Below are 18,723 nucleotides of genomic sequence, written 5' to 3' on the forward strand. Positions count from 1 at the left end.
TCCGTGCAGCTCTGGCCCTTCGCCGCAGCACTCGCACTGGGCGCATTGGCTGCAGTGTTCCGCCACGGCCATCGGATGCAATCCGAGAAGGAGCGCCTGCAGCGCGAGACGGACGGGCTGGTATGACCCCTGCCGACACGGACGACGAGTTCACCGGCATCCACTGCCGCCTGGATGAACTGCTCGCTGAGCGGAGCATGACCCTCACCGAGCTGAGCGCGCGGGTGGGGGTGAGCATCGTGAACCTGTCGGTGCTGAAGAACGACCGCGCCCGGGCGATCCGCTACTCGACGCTGCGCGCGGTCTGCGAGGCGCTGGGATGCGAGGTGGGCGAGCTGCTGGTGCTGGCGGAGCGGGGCTGAGTGCGTATCTGGATATCCCGATACGTGGGCTCTATCGGATTATCCCGATATGGAACACGCCGCGTGCATTCCGGCATCCGCTTCCGTACGCTGACCGGGTGACCTCTCCCTTCGACGATCCCGAGTTCCGCAGGCAGATGGCCGAGATGGGTGTGCAGCATCAGCCCGGCATGGCGAAGCGGATGCTGGATCAGATCGCTCCCCTGCTGGCCGCCGAGGGCATCGATCTCGAGAACATGAATGGGTCGGATCTGGATGCCGTGAACGCGGCGCTCGCGCGGGCGACGGAGCTCCACAACCTCATGCTGTTCACGCCGGTCGGGAAGCATCGCTCGCTGGCGCTGAGGGTGCTGCACAGGTTCACGATGGCGATCGGCGACGACGATCTGCCGCTGGCCCAGGGAATTCTCGGAGGCGTCCCCATCGAGGAGACAGACACGATGCCGGCCATCTCGCACGTGATCGGCGTGGCGCTGGGGCTGCTCGACACCCGCCACACCGACCCAGCGCTGGCATCCGCCCGGCAGCGCATGCGGGTGCCGGTGTGGCCCGACAAGCAGGCTGCGGCTGCGTCGCGGGACATCGTCCCGCTCTCGAACAAGGGCAGGGCGTTCGACGCGCTCGACCGCCTGATCGCACGGTACGGCGGCGAGCGCATCATGATCGGCGCGGCGCTGGCCGTCGCGGCATCCGTGCTGGCGCAGGCGCGGACCGAGCGTCGGGAGGTGGCGGAACTCGCGGCATCCGTGTTCTCGGACGGCGAGGCGGATGCCGTCGCCCCGGCCGCCCCGACGGGAGCGGCGTTCCGCCGCGGTGGCAACCGCACGGACGGAGAGGCGCTGGCTCTCGAGTTCCAGTCGTGGCTGGGTCTGCAGGACGACATCGCCACGTCCGATGTCGAGTTCGAGATCCACATGTTCCGCACGCTGCTGCAGCTCGCACACCAGTGGCAGTTGGATCTGCGCGACCCGGAGGATGTCGAGGACTTCATCGGGATGCTGTGCGAGGCGGATGCCGATGCCGGCGTCGACGGCTCCGAAGAGACGTTGACGAACGCGCTCGAGACGCTGGACGACTACGTGCACATGCGCATCGAAGTCGATGCGGAACCGCTGGTCTGGGCGGGTGCACACCAGGTGCTGGAGGAGCAGCTGCAGTTCGGCGAGGACGACAGTGCGGCGGTGCTGCAGGATGCGCTGTCGAGTGGGTTGGAGATCCCCGAGGACGAGCGGCACGCGGCGTTGAAGCGGCTGCCTGTCGTCGCCGGCGTCAGCAGGCTCATGGAGTGGCTGGGCTCGGGACGCGCGGTCAGCGCGACCGGGTCCCTGCGCAGGGCGGAGATCCAACAGGTGGCCGCGATGATCGGCATCCGGGCGGTGGGCGTGAACAGGCGAATGCGCAGCACCGGCGGCGTCGCGCAGGTGATGTCGATGGGTGAACTGCCGCTGCTGACCGCGTGGTGGTCGGCGCTGAACATCGCGGCGGTGACCGAGCTGACGGCGACGCGAGTGCGACCCGGCGGAAGCGCGGATGCCTGGCTCGGTGAGACCACGTTCGAGGTGGCGGAGTTCCTCGCAGGTCTGGTCGCCGCCGAGATCATCACCGACGCGTACTTCGACCTCGATGACGACGACGAGCACGAGGTCGTCACGGACACTGTGGCGCGGGTGGTCGCGGCACTGGGCGACGGCGCGGATGCCGCGTTCGAACTATCGGACATGCGGATGCGCACGCTCGAGCAGGCCGGTTATCTCGAGCGCGATGCCGATGGCGCCTGGATCGTGCCCGATGCGCTGCGCTCGACCGTCGCCCGCGCGGTGATGATGGTCTTCGCCACGCACCTGATGCCTGGGGTGGTCGACGGGTTCATAGACGAGCTGGGCGGGGCGGAGTGAGGGGACGCTACACCTCGACGTATTCCTGGCGCACCAACCCGCCCGTCGCAGTCTCGATGTGACCGAAGTCATGGTCTGCGTTGAGGACCACTGCATCATTGACCACTGCATACGCCGCGATGAGACAGTCGAACGCCGCCGCAGCGCGCACCATTCCGGCATCCCACAGCGACTGCTGGATGTCGAGCACTTGGGCCTCGTCAGGATGTTCCCAAGCGGGCAGCAACTGATCCATGTCGGACCGGAGTTCTGTGTATTCCTCAGCGTTTCTGGCGGAGGAGCAGTACTCGAGAACCTGCGGCGGGCAGGTGATGATCAGGTTGTTCGGCGACAGCTCTCGAAGCCTGTTGGCGATCACATCGCTGCGGCCGGCCATCTGCCAGATGCTGTTGTGGACCAGGTACGTGGTCATGCGGAACGTTGCATCGGTGAGGACGGAGGGATGGTCGGCGGATCGATCTGATCGGCGTCGAATCTGCGGCCGATGATCCTCTCGACCACAGCCGGTTGACGCCTGACCGCGATCAGGGTTCGCAGGGCCAGGGCGACCGTCTCACGGTTCGACGAAGTACCGGCAAGCGCCTTCGCCTGCCGGAGTTCTTCCGGGTCGATATCGATAGAAGTGACAGCCATTGACTCCTCCCTTATATAAGTCACTATATAGCAACCTTTCGTCTCGCGACTGATGAGTTGGTTGGTCGCCAACTGTGATCAGAGAGTACGAGCGGGCACCGACAACAGGACGCGAGCGTCCGCAAGGCTGACTGCCGACGGCTGTGACCGAGTCCGAACTCAGGAGAAGAAGTCCTCGTCGATCTCGATCGACTTGAACGTCTCGCGCACCTGCACCCCGACGCCATAGCGGATCATCAGTCGTGCCAGCCGGTCGCCGTCGATCAGGATGATGCGCGTCGGCACGGCGTCCGCGTATGCACGTGCTCCATCCGAGAAGCGGCTGGTCGTGATGAAGATGCCGCTGCTGGCCTTGCCGCTGAGCGCGCCCACGAATCCCTGGACATCAGGGCGGTGCACGACATTGTCGGATGCGTAGCGCTTGGCCTGCACGTAGACACGACTGAGGCCGAGCACATCCTGGTCGATGACTCCGTCAATGCCGCCGTCGTTGCTGAGCTGGGTCACAGTGCCCTTGCCTGTGGTGCCGCCGTAGCCCATGGCGAGGAGCAGGTCGACCACGGCCTGCTCGAAGAAGCCGGGCTCCTTGCCCTGAAGACGGGCGATGAGTGCTGCGGCCACCTCGTCATGGATGCGCTCGATGCCCTGCTGCACCTGTTCGATCGGAGTCATCGAGTCCGCCGACTCATGGACCGTCGGCACAGCCGGCTTCACACGTTCGGTCTTCTCATACACACGGATCGGCGAGTTCGGGTCCTCGCCGAGCTCCCGAACATCGCGCTCCTTGATCCCGTCCGGGAAGTCGCGAAGAAGCTGTCGGCCGGCATCCGTGATCTCATAGTGTCCGCGCTTGGGACGATCGAGGGCACCGACGTTCGTGAGGAACGAGACTCCCCACCCGATTCGGTTCTCGTACTTCAGCTGACTCCCCGAAGGGAGCATCTCCTTCTTCTGCTCGTCGGTGAGCCCGACCAGATCGGCGATCAGCGGCTGGAACTCGCGCCAGTGCCGGACGACACCGTCGCTGAGAACCCGCAGCGTCGGGATCATGAAGCCTTCCCAGCTGGGCATGTCGGCAGTCACTTCGGTTCCTCCTGATTCCGGTACGAGCAGTTCGATTCTGGCAGCTTCGAGGCGGATGCCGTGGCGAGGAGGATGCCAGCGCACTGGCCGTGCGCTGGGCACACCGGCTACTCTCGGTTATATCGGGAAAGATCCGGTTTCATCTGTTCTGGGAGCTCGCATGTCTGAACCATGGTTCTCCGCTGATGACATCGCCGAGCACCTGGGCGTCACAAAAGACACGGTCTACGCCTGGATCGCCGACAAGGGAATGCCTGCGCACAAGGTTGGCAGGCTCTGGAAATTCCAGGTGAGTGAAGTGGATCGCTGGGTTCGCACAGGTAGCTCCCCCGGCGGTGACGCGTAGTCATGCGAATCATCGACAACCTGAATGAGCTCCTCGGCGATGACCTGAAGGCGTCGATCAAGCCGGGCTCCAAAGTACGCATCGCGGCAAGCACGTTCTCGATCTTCGCATTCGAGGCACTAAAGCAAGAGCTCCAGTCGGTGGACGAACTGGAGTTCATCTTCACCGCTCCGTCGTTCACAACCGCCAAAGCGACCGACAAGCCGGCGCCTGAGAAACGACAGTTCTTCATCCCTCACGACCAAGCCCGGGACGCTGCCCTGTACGGCACCGAGTTCGAGATCCGCCTGCGCAACAAGTTGACACAGCGGGCCATCGCTCGCGAGTGCGCAGAGTGGGTGCGGCAGAAGGCCACGTTCCGCTCAAACCACACCGGCGCGCCGATGCAGGCGCTCGCGACGATCGACGATGACAACGCCTACTTCCCGCTTCAGGGCTTCACAACTGCCGACCTCGGCTATGAGCGCGGGCCTGCCGTATCCAACGTCGTCACGAAATTCGAGGGAGCGACGGAAACTCGTCAGTTCGTCCAGCTCTTCGACCAGATCTGGCACAATCCCGACCAGCTCGACGACGTCACAGAGGCCGTCCGGGAGCACATCGCCAGCGTCTATGCAGAAAACTCCCCGCAACGCGTCTACTTCCTCATCCTCTACAACCTGTTCAGCGAGTTCCTCGACGACATCAGCGAAGACGTCCTACCGAACGACCGAACTGGATACCAGGACACGGAGATCTGGAAGGCCCTGTACAACTTCCAGAAGGACGCGGCGACGGGGGTGATCAACAAGCTGGAGACGTACAACGGCTGCATCCTCGCGGACAGCGTCGGTCTCGGGAAGACGTTCACGGCGCTGGCGGTAATCAAGTACTACGAGCTTCGTAACAAGACCGTGCTCGTGTTGGCACCGAAGAAGCTCGCGGACAACTGGACGAACTACAACTCGAACTACACGACGAACATCTTCGAGAAGGATCGCTTCAACTACACCGTCCTCGCACACACCGACCTTTCCCGCCACTCAGGCGAGTCGCTCGGGAAACGCCTGGATCTAATCAACTGGGGAAACTACGACCTGGTCGTCATCGACGAATCCCACAACTTCCGCAATGCCGACTTCGTAGAGGAACGAGAAACCCGCTACCAGCGCCTCATGCGCAAGGTCATCCGCGAAGGCGTGAAGACCAAGGTCTTGATGCTCTCAGCGACACCGGTCAACAACCGTTTCAATGATCTGCGCAACCAGCTCGCTTTGGCATACGAGGGAGATTCGGCTCAACTAGCAGCCAAGTTGAATATCCAGACCTCGGTCGAAGAGGTGTTCCGCCAGGCTCAGCGAGCTTTCAACGAGTGGTCAGATCTGGAGCCAGAGAAGCGCACCACGGATACGATCCTCGCGAAGCTGGACTTCGACTTCTTCGAACTGCTCGACTCAGTGACGATCGCACGGTCTCGGAAGCACATTCAGGCGTTTTACGACACCGCTGACATCGGCGCCTTTCCACAGAGGATGAAGCCCGCGTCGAAGCGTCCTCCGCTGACGGACTTGGTTGGCGCTCCCACTTTCAGCGAGATCTTCGAGCAGCTCCAGTTGCTGACACTCGCCGTGTACACACCACTGGCATACGTCTTTCCCAGCAGACGGAGCAAGTACGAGGAGAAATACAGCGACGACAACCAGAACTACATGGGCGGCCTGAAGTCGAACATGGACGTGGCTGGTCGCGAGCAGGGGCTTCGCAAGCTCATGACGGTGAATCTCCTCAAGCGATTGGAGTCAAGTGTCGAGGCATTCCGTCTCACACTCGGCCGACTGCAGATCACCGTCACCGAGGCAATCGACTCAGTCGAAAGACACGCGGGCGAAATCGCAGACCTCGCCTCGGCATTCGCTGACATCGACGCCGAAGATGACGACTTCGATTTCCCCACAACAGGCACAGTCGGCAAGAAGGTCAAGATCGACCTCGCCGACATGGACGTCGAGTCATGGAGTCGCGATCTTGCCAGCGACAGCAACGTCATTCAGCATCTACTCGCTTCTATCAGTGGCATATCCCCTGACCGGGACGTCAAGTTGAGGGAGCTGATGCGCGTCATCGATCACAAGCTCGCGGAGCCGCTCAATCCCGGCAACCGCAAGGTGCTGATCTTCTCAGCATTCGCGGACACAGCCGAGTACATCTACGAAAACGTCGCGCCGGCGCTTGAGCGGGTTGGTTTGAACACGGCAGTGGTCACAGGCCAGGGCAATCCGTCGACGACTCTCGGTAAGGGATACAGCTTCCAGCAGACCCTCACCTTGTTTTCTCCGAAGTCCAAGCAGCGGCATTTGGTCCTGCCTCGCGAGCCCGGAGAGATCGACGTACTCATCGGCACCGATTGCATCAGCGAGGGCCAGAACCTGCAGGACTGCGACCTTCTCGTCAACTACGACATACACTGGAACCCGGTGCGCATCATCCAGCGATTCGGCAGGATCGACCGGATCGGCTCGACCAACGAGCGCATCCAGCTGGTCAACTTTTGGCCCGATATCTCCCTCGACGAGTACATCAATCTCAAGGAGCGCGTCGAGAATCGCATGGTTGCAGCGAACCTCAGTGGCACCGGCGACGACAACATCCTTGATCCGGATGCCAGTGATGCGGCCTTCCGCAAGGAGCAGCTCCGCAAACTCCAGGACGAAGTGATTGAGCTTGAAGACGTACACACCGGCGTATCCATCACCGACCTCGGTCTGAACGACTTCCGAATGGACCTCCTCGGCTACATCAAGGCGTATGGCGATCTGGCGGGGACGCCGAGGGGCCTGCACGCCGTCGTGCCGGCAGACCCCGAGAAGGGCCTCAGGCCCGGCGCGCTGTTTGTCCTACGAAACATCCAGGCGGACGGGCACCTCAACCGAGGAAACAGACTCCACCCGTATTACCTCGTCTATCTCGACGACCACGGGGAAGTGATCGCCGATCACACGGAGGTAAAGCGCCTACTGGACCTGATCCGAGCGGGGTGTCGAAACCGCTCCGACCCCGTTTGGGAGGTGTGCCGTGTCTTCAACGCGGCAACCGCCGATGGCGCCGACATGAGCCAATACAGCGATCTGTTGACCGAAGCGATTCGTTCCATGATCGACATCACCGAAGAGCGCGACATCGACAGCCTGTTCACACCAGGCCACACAACAGCACTCGTGCACTCCATCGCTGGTCTCGATAACTTCGAACTGGTCGCATTCCTCGCCATCGTCGAAGAGCCTTCTGATGACTAATCCCGTGCTGTTCCGGTGGCCGGCAGCCGCGACCCTCGGACTCGTAGTGGCGAAATCGAAGTTCTACGAACACGGGAATGTCCACGCTGCGCTACGTGAAAAGTTCATCAGCGATGTCCAGCGCGTCACTTGGGCCTACAAGCTCGCGGACGCGACCATCCGGCTGCGTGGGACAAAAGCGGTGCCAGAGATCCAAGTCTTCATCGTTGAGACCAAGGGCGGGGACGTCTCCGACGACGTGCTCACCGCCATCGACAAAAGCGTGCACTCTCCCATCGTCTTCGAGGTCACCGGTGGCGACCGCATACGCACCGCCGCCGCACAGAAGGCGCTTGGCGGGAGAACTCCTGTTGTCGGCACACACTATTCGAGCGGTTGGCTGTCAGCTGATGCTGACCGCAGACCGCTGCCCGCCGCACTCGACCTCCCTGGACTGCATGACGCGATTCTCAGCGCCGTGCTGCCGATGACACCCCGCGCGGGGGAAACAGTGTCGGAGACGGCGGGCAGACTGAATCGTGCCCAAAAACTGCAGCGTGAGATCACCGCCCTGGAGCGCAAGTTACACACCGAACCACAGCTCAATCGCAAGATCGAGTTGCGCCGGACGCTGATGTCAAAGCAAACAGAACTGGAAGAGCAGAAGTGACCATAGAGAAGCTCCGGATGACATCCCCCGACCTCACCCACGCGAACATCGAGAAGCTCGCCGAACTCTTCCCGACCGTCGTCACCGAGTCGGTCGACGAATCTGGCACGCCCCGTCGCTCGATCGACTTCGATCTACTGCGTCAGGAGCTCGCCGACCACATCGTTGAGGGGCCTCAGGAACGCTATCAACTCGACTGGCCAGGCAAGCGCGCTGCAGCCTTCGCCGCCAATGCGCCCATCGCGAAGACCCTGCGCCCCGTGCGCGAGGAGTCAGTCGACTTCGACACGACGAAGAACCTCTTCATCGAGGGCGACAACCTCGACGCGCTGAAGCTGCTGCAGGAGTCATACCTCGGCAAGGTCAAGCTCGTCTATATCGACCCTCCCTATAACACCGGCAATGACGATTTCGTCTACCCGGACGACTATTCCGAGGGGTCCGCCGAACACCTAGTGCGTTCAGGACAGGTCAACGATGCCGGCGAGCGACTCCGCTCGAACCCTGACTCGAACGGACGCTTCCACTCTGACTGGCTAGACATGATCTACCCGCGTCTGAAGCTCGCGAAGTCGCTACTCACCCAAGACGGATACATCGTTGTGAGTATCGATGACGCCGAGTTCTCGGCACTGGAACTATTGCTCGATGAAGTGTTCGGTGCCTCGAACAAACTCGCGGTTCTCGTGTGGGATCGCAACCGCAAGAATGATGCCCGCTTCTTCTCTGTGGGTCACGAGTACATGCTCGTGTACGCACGGGACAAGACCGTTCTCACCGAACGCGGCACGCGGTTGCGCGAGCCGCAGACCGGCATCGCAGAGGCCCGCGAGTTCATTGCGGACGCGACAACGCGCAACGGTGACGACTGGGACACTACCCAAGCAGAATGGCGTAAGTGGGCCTCATCGTTCGACCACGACGACCCACGGCGAAAGCTGGGACGGTACTCCAAGGTTGGATCGCGGGGGCCGTACAGGGATGACGGCAACATCTCATGGCCTGGAGGCGGCGGTCCGAGGTATGAGGTTCTTCACCCGACGACAGGCCTGCCGACGAAGATTCCGTCGCGCGGCTGGGTGTTCTCTACGAAAGAGCGGTTCGATGAGGCAGTCATTGAGGGCAGAGTGGTGTTCGGCGCCGACGAGACCACGCAGCCGCGGATCATCTCCTACCTCTTCGAGTCCGAGGGCCTGGTGATGGGGTCCGTTCACTACAGCTATGCACAGACAGCTGCAGTGGACTTCATGAACCTCATGGGCGGAAAGGTCTTCGATAACCCGAAGAGCTGGAAGGATCTGCGTCGGATCATCGAGTACCTGACTGACACCAATGACATCATTGTCGACTTCTTTGCTGGCTCAGGTTCCGTCGGGCACGCAGTGCTGGATCTCAACGCGACAACGAGTAGCGAGCGGCGCTTCATACTGGTGCAGGTGGCAGAACCGGTTCCAGAGAAAAGTGTTGCGGAGGCGCATGGCTACGCGACCATCTCCGCCATCGCGCGTGATCGGCTGCGTCGCGTCATCGATGCGGAGGTCCAGGCCAGCGAGATCTACGCCGGCTTTCGGATGTTGAGGGTCGACACGACCAACATGGCCGACACCAGCACGACCGCCGAAGCGCTCGGCCAGGGGGAGCTCGCCGGAATGATCGACAGCGTGAAACCCGGCCGCACCGACGACGATCTGCTGTTCCAGGTTCTCCTCGACTGGGGTCTCGATCTCAGCCTCCCGATCCAGCGCGAACCGCTTAAGAGAGAGAGAGAGAGAGAGAGAGAGAGAGATCTTCCGCGTCGACGACGACGCACTCGTCGCGTGCTTCAGCGAGGAGGTGTCCGCTGATGTGGTCACCCATATCGCGAAACTCCAGCCGCTGCGCGCTGTCTTCCGCGACTCGTCCTTCACGTCGGATGCAGACCGGATCAACGCCGAGCAGATCTTCCGAGAGCTCTCGCCGGGCACGGAGGTCAAGACCATATGACCTCGCGGTGCTGGGCGGTGGTGCGTGATGGAGAAGCGCGCATTGCATTCGCCAGACCTCACGGCACGCAACGTCGAGCGCATCGCCGAGCTGTTCCCGCAGGTCATCAAAGAGTCGAGGGACGCGGAGGGCAACATCGTGCGCGGGGTCGATTTCGATCTGCTTCGCCAGGAGCTCTCGGATCACGTCGTGGAGGGGCCGCAGGAGCGGTATCAGCTCGATTGGCCGGGCAAGCGTGCAGCGGCTTTCGCCGCGAACGCGCCTATCGCGAAGACGTTGAGACCCGTGCGCGCTGAATCCGTCGACTTCGATACAACAAAGAACCTCTTCATCGAGGGCGACAACCTCGATGCGCTGAAGCTGCTCCAGGAGTCCTACCTCGGCAAGGTCAAGCTGATTTACATCGACCCGCCGTACAACACCGGCAACGACTTCGTCTACGAAGACGACTTCGCCGAGTCGAGCGCCGACTACCTTGCCCGCTCGCGCCAGAAGTCGGACACCGGCGACCGCCTCGTCGCGAATACCGAGACCAACGGACGTTTCCACTCCGACTGGCTGAGCATGATGTATCCGCGGCTCAAGCTAGCCAAGAACCTACTCGCTGACGACGGTGTGCTCGTCGTGTCGATCGACGAGAACGAGCACGCTAGCCTCGTTCGGCTCGGCGAAGAGGTGCTCGGAGATGCGTCCTACGTGGGCGAAATCGTGCTCAAGAACAGCAGTAAGAACGATCAGGCGTACGTGTCGGTCCAGCACGAGTACATCGTGTTCTTCGTCAAGAACCGCCAGGCCAACCCTGGCGCTTGGGTCGAGAAGAAGGAAGGTCTCGACAAGATCTACGCCGCGTTCGACGGGTTCCGGAAGAAACATGGCGATGACTGGGCAGCCATCCACGCCGCTGCCAAGGACTGGTACAAACAGTTCCCGGCAAGCCACCCAGTGTCGGCCAGCAAGCACTACACCTGGATGGACTCGCGGGGTGTGTACTTCCCCGACAACATCGCGGGACCCAACGACGGCCAGTACGTCTACGATGTCGCGCATCCCGAAACAGGCCGGACGGTCAAGATGCCCTCTACAGGGTGGCGGTACCCCGAGGCGGCGATGCGCGCCCGAATCGCCGATGGGCGGGTGCACTTCGGCTCCGATGAAACGACGGTCCCCAACAACAAGACCTATCTCGCAAACACCGAGTATCAGAGCCTCACGAGCATACGGTACGTGGACGGACGCGCGGCATCGAAGCGGCTCGCAACGCTGTTCGGTGAGAAGGTGTTCACGAACCCGAAGGACGAGTTCCTGTTGCGTGACATCTATCGCGCCGTGGGCGTGACGGGCGACGACGTCGTCCTTGACATGTTCTCGGGTTCGGGATCCGCCCTGCAAGCAGTCCTAGAACTCAACCACACCGCGGAGTCATCCTCCTGTCACTTCATCGGCATCCAGGTCGCCGAGGACTTGACGGAGGCCCTCAAGACCGCGAGGGGCGCCGCAAAGCAGATCACAACGAACGCGATCAAGCACTTGTCTCGCCTGGGTCGTCCGGCAACCGTCGCCGAGATCACCAAACAGAGAATGCGACTCGTGCACGAGCAAGTTGCCGTTGGTCCGCAGGTGGATAATGGCTTCCGCGTACTGAAGGTCGACACCTCAAACATGGCTGACACGCTCTCAACAGCAGATGACCTGGTGCAGATCGCCCTCACCGAGTCGGTAGACAGCGTGAAGCCGGACCGCACCGACGAAGACCTGCTCTTCCAGGTGCTGCTCGATTGGGGTCTCGACCTCACCGCGCCGATCACGGCCGAAGAGGTTGCAGCCCGACGGGTGCTGTCTGTCGACGACGACGCTCTGATCGCCTGCTTTGCCAACGACGTCACGGACGATCTCGTGAAGATGATTGCGGCGCGGCATCCGCTCCGGGCTGTGTTCTTGGACGCGACCTTCGCGACAGACGCTGCACGGATTAACGCCGAGCAGATCTTCCGCGAGGTGTCCCCCGAAACCGAGGTTAGGACGATTTAGCCCGATGAAGCTCCAGTTCAAGGTCCAGCAGTATCAGACCGAGGCGGTCGATGCCGTGGTCGAGGTCTTCAGTGGGCAGCCGTATGCCGACGGAGTGAAGTACCGCATCGACCCCGGCAAGGAGACCGCATCGGCACTCTTGGAGGATGCAGGTCTTCGCAACGCGGAGATCGCGCTGACGCCGCCACAGCTCCTGGAGAACGTCCACCGGGTCCAGCAGGCACGTGGCCTCGAGCTGTCGAAGGATCTCAAGGACCCGGTCAGGAAGTCAGCTGCGCCGATCAATCTCGATGTCGAAATGGAGACGGGCACCGGCAAGACCTACGTGTACATCAAGACGATCATGGAGCTACACAAGCGCTACGGCTGGTCGAAGTACATCGTGGTCGTGCCGTCGATCGCGATCCGTGAAGGCGTGAAAAAATCTTTTGACATCACCGCGGAGCACTTCCAGCAGCTATACGGGACCAAGCCACGCACGTTCGTCTACAACTCGTCGCGGCTGCACGAAGTCGAGCGATTTTCGTCCGACGCGGGCGTGCAGGTGATGATCATCAACATCCAGGCGTTCAACGCCACGCGCAAGGACGCCCGCCGCATCTACGAAGTGCTCGACGACTTCCAGTCCCGAAAGCCGATTGATGTGATCGCGGCGAACCGGCCGATCCTGATCATCGACGAGCCTCAGAAGATCGAGGGCGATGCGAAGAAGCCATCGAAGTCACTGGAGGCACTCGGGCTGTTCAACGCGCTGCTCGCGCTGCGCTACTCAGCCACGCACAAGGTCGAGCGCACCAAGGTGCACCGTCTCGACGCCGTCGATGCATACAACCAGAAACTGGTGAAGAAGATTGCCGTGCGCGGCATCACAGTCAAACACTTGGCCGGGAGCACGGCGTACCTCTACGTGGATGGGCTGGAGATTGGCAAGGGCGCTGACTTCCCGAAGGCTCGCGTCGAACTGGAGGTGCAGACCGCCCAAGGCATCCGACGCCAGGTGAAGCGGCTCAGCCAGGGCATGAATCTGCACGTCATTTCCGGCGGCATCGAGGCATACAAGGGCTTGTTCATCCGGGACGTCGACGCAAATCGCGACATCATCGAACTAAGCAACGGCGATGTCATCGGCGCCGGTGAAGTGACCGAAGACGTCGCGGAGGATCAGAAACGTCGCATCCAGATCCGCGAGGTCGTCCGCGCCCACCTCGACAAGGAGCGCGAGCTGTTCGCGCAGGGAATCAAGACGTTATCGCTGTTCTTCATCGACGAGGTCGCCAAGTACCGCGACTACACTCGCGAGGACACCCTTGGTGAGTACGCTCGGCTGTTCGAGGAAGAGTACGAGGCAGTCTTGTCTGACTACCTCAGCCAACTCGACTTGGATGACGCCGCAGAGCGCTTCCGCAAGCACGTCGAGGCAATCCCGGTGCGCTCGACTCACGAGGGTTACTTCTCCATCGACAAGAAGACAAAGCAGATGGTCAACGGCAAGATCGCCGCACGGGGTGACTTTGCAGGTCAGTCGGATGACGTCGACGCCTACGACCTGATCCTCAAAGACAAAGAGCGGCTGCTGTCCTTCGAGGAGCCGGTGCGCTTCATCTGGTCGCACTCGGCGCTGCGTGAGGGCTGGGACAACCCCAACGTGTTCGTGATGGGCATGCTCAAGAAGAGCGACAATACCACCACCCGGCGGCAGGAGATCGGGCGTGGCCTGCGCTTGGCAGTCGACCAACACGGCGAGCGGATGGACAACCCGGTCACCGTGCACGACATCAATGAGTTGACCGTCGTCACCGACGAGTCGTACACCGACTTCGTCACTGCCTTGCAGAAGGAGATCATCGAGTCGCTGTCGGCTCGGCCACGCAAGGCGAGCCTCGACTACTTCATCGGCAAGCAGATCAAACTCGAAGACGGCTCTACGAGCGTCCTGGAGAAGTTTCTCGCACAGGCGCTTTACAACCATCTCATCCGCCACGACTACATCGACGATGACGGCTTCGTGACCCAGACGTACAAGGACGCACGGGCACACGGGACGCTCGCCACGCCGACGTCCGAGGCACTCAAGTCAGTCATCGACTTCGTCTGGCCCCTCGTCGACGCGCTATACCTCGACGTGCCCAAGCCGACAGACGGCCGCAAGCCGAAGAAGATTCCGTTCAACGAGAAGAACTTCCGGAAGCGCGAGTTCCAAGAGTTGTGGGGCCGCATCAACCATAAGGCCGTCTACCAAGTCGAGTTCGACTCCGGCGAGCTGATCCGCAACTGCATTCGCGTGCTCGACACCTCACTGAACGTCACCGTCATGCAGTACCTCGTCGAGGCCGGCAAGCAGGTCGTCGGCCTTGAGGTCGAGCAGCTCGAGGCGGGCACCGGCTTCAAGGTTTCGGAGACCAAGGTCGAGCATTCGGCGGTCTCAGCCGGCTCGACCGTGAAGTACGACCTGCTCGGAGAGATCGCCGAGAAGACCCAGCTCACCAGACGCACCTGCGCGGCGATCCTCACCGGCATCGACCCGGGCACCTTCGCGAAGTTCAAGCAGAACCCCGAGCAATTCATCACCGAGACTGCTCGCCTGGTCAACGAGCAGAAAGCAACGGTCATCGTCGAGCATCTGGCCTACGACCCGCTCGACAGCAGCTACGACTCCTCGATCTTCACCGAGAACCAGACCGCCCAGGATCTGTCTAAGGCTGGGGACAAGCTCAAGAAGAGCGTCTACGAGTACGTCGTCACCGATTCGAAGGTGGAGCGATCGTTCGTCGAGAAGCTCGACGTGAGCGATGAGGTCGTCGTCTACTCAAAGCTGCCCCGCGGCTTCTTCATCCCGACTCCGGTCGGCGACTACAACCCTGACTGGGCCATCGCCTTCCGCGATGACATCACCCAGGTGAAGCACGTGTATTTCGTTGCCGAGACCAAAGGATCCATGTCGACCCTCCAGCTCAAGGGAGTCGAGAATGCCAAGATCGACTGCGCACGCAAGTTCTTCGCCTCACTCAACGCGAAGACCGATGATGGCGGCGTGAAGTACGACGTCGTCGACAGCTTCGACTCACTGTTACAACTCGTGGGAGCGTGAGCGTGCAGACGCTGGTCCGCGTCGCGGAGGCGCTCAACGTACACCCGGGAGAACTTCTCAACGAGGTGACCGTGGAGATGTTCGCGACGTCAGCGACGGACGGGCGACGGCGCACCGGGTGGTGAGGGCGCAGCGACGACGTTTCGGCGGGCTCAGCGACCCCTACGTGCGGCGCCGTCGTTCCTCACGTCCGACCCCGTGCGTAAGCTCGACGCATCATGAAGATCGACAGCAGCGGCCGGCTCACGATCCCCGCGGCACTACGGCGTCGGTACGGACTGCGCCCGGGTGATGAAATACAGTTCCATGCTGACGGAGACGACCTGGTCATGGTGCCCGTCATTGACAGATCCGACACGGCGACAGTCTCAGCAGCACAGCAGACGCAGTGACGACGCTTCAACAGGCTCAGCCGACCCAGTAGGCGGCTCCGGGACCCCAGCAGGGAGCGGATGGGCAGTTCTCCCCATCGCGCCAGCCCGTGCACCGGTTTAGCGTGAGTGCAATGCACATCGACCGGAAACCGCGTACCGCCGCCCGACTGCTGACCCTGCTGCCCGTCGCCGTGCTCGCCTTCTCGCTCACGGCGTGCTCCGGGGCGCAGCGCCCGAGCGCTGACGAGCTGGCGACCGGCATGCAGCAGATCTTCACGGATGCCGGTCAGAGCGACATCCCGGATGCCGTCGTGAAGTGCATCGCGGAGAAGCTCGTCGACTCCGACGTCTCGGACGAGGACCTCGCGAACGCGGCCAAGGGCAAGGACGTGCAGACCAGCACCGACGCGCAGAAGAAGATGACCAAGGTCGTTCAGGACAGCGCCCAGGAGTGCGCCTCGAAGCAGTGACTTCAGCCATGTGCTGAAAGCCGGAGGGGGATGATGAGGCTCCCGGACCTGAGGGTTCGGGAGCCTCGTCGCATGTGGGGCGACGACGCCGCATTTCGTCTCGCTGCGCTCGCTCAATGAGCGGCGGTCCCCGGCATCCAGCCTGAAATGTGACGTCACGCGGTGACACATCGCTCCCGGGGCGCTGCGGAAGCTCCTAACGTTGGCGTGCCCCACTCCCTGAACATGGAGAACTGATGACCACCACCGCACGCGCCGCGAAGGCGCCCGACACCCGGGGACCGGTTCGCAAGCTGCTGACCTCGTTCGGGTTCCAGATCCTGGCCGCCCTCGTCCTCGGCATCGCCGTGGGCCTCATCGGCGCAGCATCCGGCGCCACCGGCGAGAACCACACGATCCTCTCCGACACCCTCGACCGCATCGGCAGCTCGTACGTCACCCTGCTGAAGGCTGCCGTCGTGCCGCTGATCTTCACGGCCATCGTCGCCAGCATCTCAAACCTGCGCCGCGTGCAGAACGCCGCCCGCCTGGCCGGGCAGACCCTGCTCTGGTTCGCGATCACCGCGTTCATCGCCGTGTCGATCGGCATCGTGCTGGGCCTGGTCATCCAGCCCGGCAGCAAGGCCGGCGCGGGTCTGAAGACCGGCGACCCGTACACGGTCGGCACCTGGTGGAACTTCCTGCTCGGACTCATCCCGCAGAACTTCCTCGGCCTGTCGGTCTCCACCTCCGCCGACGAGACCGGCGCCCTCACCTCGAACGTCGGATTCAACATCCTGCAGGTCATCGTCGTCGCCGCGGTCGTCGGCATCGCCGCTCTCAAGGCCGGCCGCCGCGCCGAGCCGTTCCTGGCCTTCACCGAGTCGCTGCTGAAGATCATCCAGCGCGTGCTGTGGTGGATCATCCGCATCGCCCCGATCGGCACGTTCGGTCTGATCGGCTCCGCCGTGATCAAGTACGGCTGGGACAAGCTGACCGCCCTGGCCTGGTTCGCCGGCGCCATCTACATCGGCCTGGCCTTGGTGCTGTTCGTCGTCTACCCGATCCTCGTGAAGACCCACGGACTCTCCATCAAGCAGTACTTCTCCGGCGTGTGGCCGGCCGTGCAGCTGGGCTTCGTCAGCCGCTCCTCCATCGGCACCCTGCCGCTGACCGAGCGCGTCACCGAGCGCAACCTCGGCGTTCCCTCGGGTTACGCCTCGTTCGCGGTGCCGCTGGGAGCGACGACCAAGATGGACGGCTGCGCGGCCATCTACCCCGCCGTCGCCGCCATCTTCGTCGCCCAGTTCTTCGACATCACGCTGAGCCCGCTGCAGTACCTGCTGATCGTGATCGTCTCGGTGTTCGGCTCCGCCGCCACCGCAGGAACCACCGGCGCGATCGTCATGCTGACCCTCACCCTGTCGACCCTGGGCCTGCCCCTGGAGGGCGTCGGGCTGCTGCTGGCCATCGACCCGATCCTCGACATGGGCCGCACAGCCATCAACGTCGCGGGCCAGGCGCTGGTCCCCACCATCGTGGCCAAGCGCGAGGGCATCCTCGACCTCGACCTGTACAACGCTCCCCGCAACGGCCTTCCGTTCGCGGAGGACATCGAAGAGGCGGATGCCGTGGATGCCGGCGAGCCGACCGCCGCGCGCTGATCCTCTTCACCGGAGCGCCCTGCCCTCACGAGGGGCGGGGCGCTTCGGCGTTCCGGGGGTACGCACCGCACCAACCGGCGTCTCCAACGACACGCCAAGACACGCCGAGGGGCGTTCTCCACAGGAAATCGAGCACCGGTGACCCCGCGTGCCGTGCGGGTTGTGGACGGAGTCCGGCGTCGACAGAAACACCCGCGTAAACATGCGCCTCGCACCCGCGCCCGGCGGGGTTCGAGGTTGTGGAACGATCCGTGCACAACCTGTGTTTAACCGGGTGAGACCAGTGGAAAACTACACAGATGTAACTACTATCCCTAGTGGCCGGTCGCAATGTCCGTCCCCATATGTAGTATTGAGTCGCCGCCGGGTTACCACGGAAAAGCCCCCCAGAAAGTTGCTGCTTTCTAAGGGGCTGGAGAATCCTTTGCACGGGATACTCCCTCCAAGGTACGCGTCGACACCACGTTTTCCAAATACCGGGAACGTGTCCTACAAGATCCCTTTGGAGGGTAACCGTGACCAACGACAACAAGTTGCATGCAGGAATGATCGCCCAACGGTCTGGGCAGTACGAGATCATCGGGCCGCGCGGGGGCCGGACGGGAGCGGAGCGGACGGTTACGCGCGGCGAGCCGCTTCCCCCAACTCCACGGCCGAACATGAGCTACGCGCTCGTGGATCCGACTAAGCACGGTAAGCGCTGATGGCGACTCGACGGGTCAACGGCCCGATCTACGTCACCTGCCCTTACTGCCACACGCAGTATGGACCCTTCTCCCGCGTCGCTCTAGGGGCGCGGACCTGCTCCAAGTGCGGACGCGCGTTCAACCTGCGGTGACTCCTATTGCCGGGTGGAGCGTCGCAAGCACCAGCGTACCGGCGCTCCACCCGGACACT

The 18,723-nt window shown here is 62.4% G+C and carries 15 protein-coding genes; 12 read left to right on the top strand and 3 right to left on the bottom strand.

Going from position 1 to position 18,723, the window contains the following annotated elements; genetic code table 11:
• Positions 1-122 precede the first annotated feature (122 nt).
• Positions 123-362, top strand: a complete 240-nt coding sequence (locus WA967_RS00225) for a helix-turn-helix domain-containing protein (protein ID WP_424418826.1) — start codon at positions 123-125, stop codon at positions 360-362.
• 98 nt (positions 363-460) lie between these two features.
• Positions 461-2,257, top strand: coding sequence for a hypothetical protein (locus WA967_RS00230; protein WP_424418828.1), 1,797 nt, complete (start codon positions 461-463; stop codon positions 2,255-2,257).
• Positions 2,258-2,264: 7 nt separating this feature from the next.
• Here WA967_RS00230 and WA967_RS00235 read toward each other — a convergent pair whose 3' ends face one another.
• The 3 genes from WA967_RS00235 to WA967_RS00245 form a co-directional block, all read right to left on the bottom strand.
• Positions 2,265-2,669 (bottom strand): PIN domain-containing protein, encoded by a 405-nt coding sequence (locus WA967_RS00235; protein WP_424418830.1) that lies wholly within the window; start codon positions 2,667-2,669, stop codon positions 2,265-2,267.
• Positions 2,666-2,890: a type II toxin-antitoxin system VapB family antitoxin gene (locus tag WA967_RS00240; RefSeq protein WP_424418831.1), complete on the bottom strand. Its 225-nt coding sequence runs from the start codon at positions 2,888-2,890 to the stop codon at positions 2,666-2,668. Before WA967_RS00240 ends, WA967_RS00235 begins: the two co-directional genes overlap by 4 nt.
• Positions 2,891-3,049: 159 nt before the next feature.
• Positions 3,050-3,973, bottom strand: a complete 924-nt coding sequence (locus tag WA967_RS00245) for a restriction endonuclease (protein WP_424418833.1) — start codon at positions 3,971-3,973, stop codon at positions 3,050-3,052.
• A gap of 160 nt (positions 3,974-4,133) precedes the next feature.
• On the opposite strand from WA967_RS00245, the gene WA967_RS00250 reads away from it, so the two are divergent.
• The 10 genes from WA967_RS00250 (at position 4,134) to WA967_RS00295 (ending at position 17,826) form a co-directional block, all read left to right on the top strand.
• On the top strand, positions 4,134-4,319 hold the full coding sequence (locus WA967_RS00250) for a helix-turn-helix domain-containing protein (protein WP_424418835.1): 186 nt from the start codon (positions 4,134-4,136) through the stop codon (positions 4,317-4,319).
• A 2-nt stretch (positions 4,320-4,321) separates the two neighbouring features.
• The gene (locus WA967_RS00255; protein ID WP_424418837.1) at positions 4,322-7,591 is read left to right on the top strand and encodes a helicase-related protein; all 3,270 of its coding nucleotides are present in this window, start codon (positions 4,322-4,324) and stop codon (positions 7,589-7,591) included.
• The gene (locus WA967_RS00260; protein WP_424418838.1) at positions 7,584-8,240 is read left to right on the top strand and encodes a DUF4391 domain-containing protein; all 657 of its coding nucleotides are present in this window, start codon (positions 7,584-7,586) and stop codon (positions 8,238-8,240) included. Before WA967_RS00255 ends, WA967_RS00260 begins: the two co-directional genes overlap by 8 nt.
• On the top strand, positions 8,237-10,084 hold the full coding sequence (locus WA967_RS00265) for a site-specific DNA-methyltransferase (RefSeq protein ID WP_424418839.1): 1,848 nt from the start codon (positions 8,237-8,239) through the stop codon (positions 10,082-10,084). The genes WA967_RS00260 and WA967_RS00265 overlap by 4 nt, the downstream gene beginning before the upstream one ends.
• The gene (locus WA967_RS00270) at positions 10,074-10,223 is read left to right on the top strand and encodes a hypothetical protein (protein ID WP_424418841.1); all 150 of its coding nucleotides are present in this window, start codon (positions 10,074-10,076) and stop codon (positions 10,221-10,223) included. Before WA967_RS00265 ends, WA967_RS00270 begins: the two co-directional genes overlap by 11 nt.
• Before the next feature lie 27 nt (positions 10,224-10,250).
• Entirely contained in the window at positions 10,251-12,251 is a 2,001-nt protein-coding gene (locus WA967_RS00275; protein ID WP_424418988.1) for a site-specific DNA-methyltransferase, read from the top strand.
• A 4-nt stretch (positions 12,252-12,255) separates the two neighbouring features.
• Positions 12,256-15,339: a type III restriction-modification system endonuclease gene (locus WA967_RS00280; RefSeq protein WP_424418843.1), complete on the top strand. Its 3,084-nt coding sequence runs from the start codon at positions 12,256-12,258 to the stop codon at positions 15,337-15,339.
• Between the two features lie 218 nt (positions 15,340-15,557).
• A complete protein-coding gene (locus WA967_RS00285; protein WP_424418845.1) occupies positions 15,558-15,731 on the top strand; it encodes an AbrB/MazE/SpoVT family DNA-binding domain-containing protein in 174 nt (57 codons plus the stop codon).
• A 113-nt stretch (positions 15,732-15,844) separates the two neighbouring features.
• On the top strand, positions 15,845-16,183 hold the full coding sequence (locus tag WA967_RS00290) for a hypothetical protein (RefSeq protein WP_424418847.1): 339 nt from the start codon (positions 15,845-15,847) through the stop codon (positions 16,181-16,183).
• Between the two features lie 236 nt (positions 16,184-16,419).
• Positions 16,420-17,826, top strand: a complete 1,407-nt coding sequence (locus WA967_RS00295) for a dicarboxylate/amino acid:cation symporter (protein ID WP_424418849.1) — start codon at positions 16,420-16,422, stop codon at positions 17,824-17,826.
• Positions 17,827-18,723 lie beyond the last annotated feature (897 nt).

This window comes from Microbacterium sp., from assembly GCF_049650565.1.
In the GTDB taxonomy this organism is placed as follows: Bacteria; Actinomycetota; Actinomycetes; order Actinomycetales; family Microbacteriaceae; genus Microbacterium.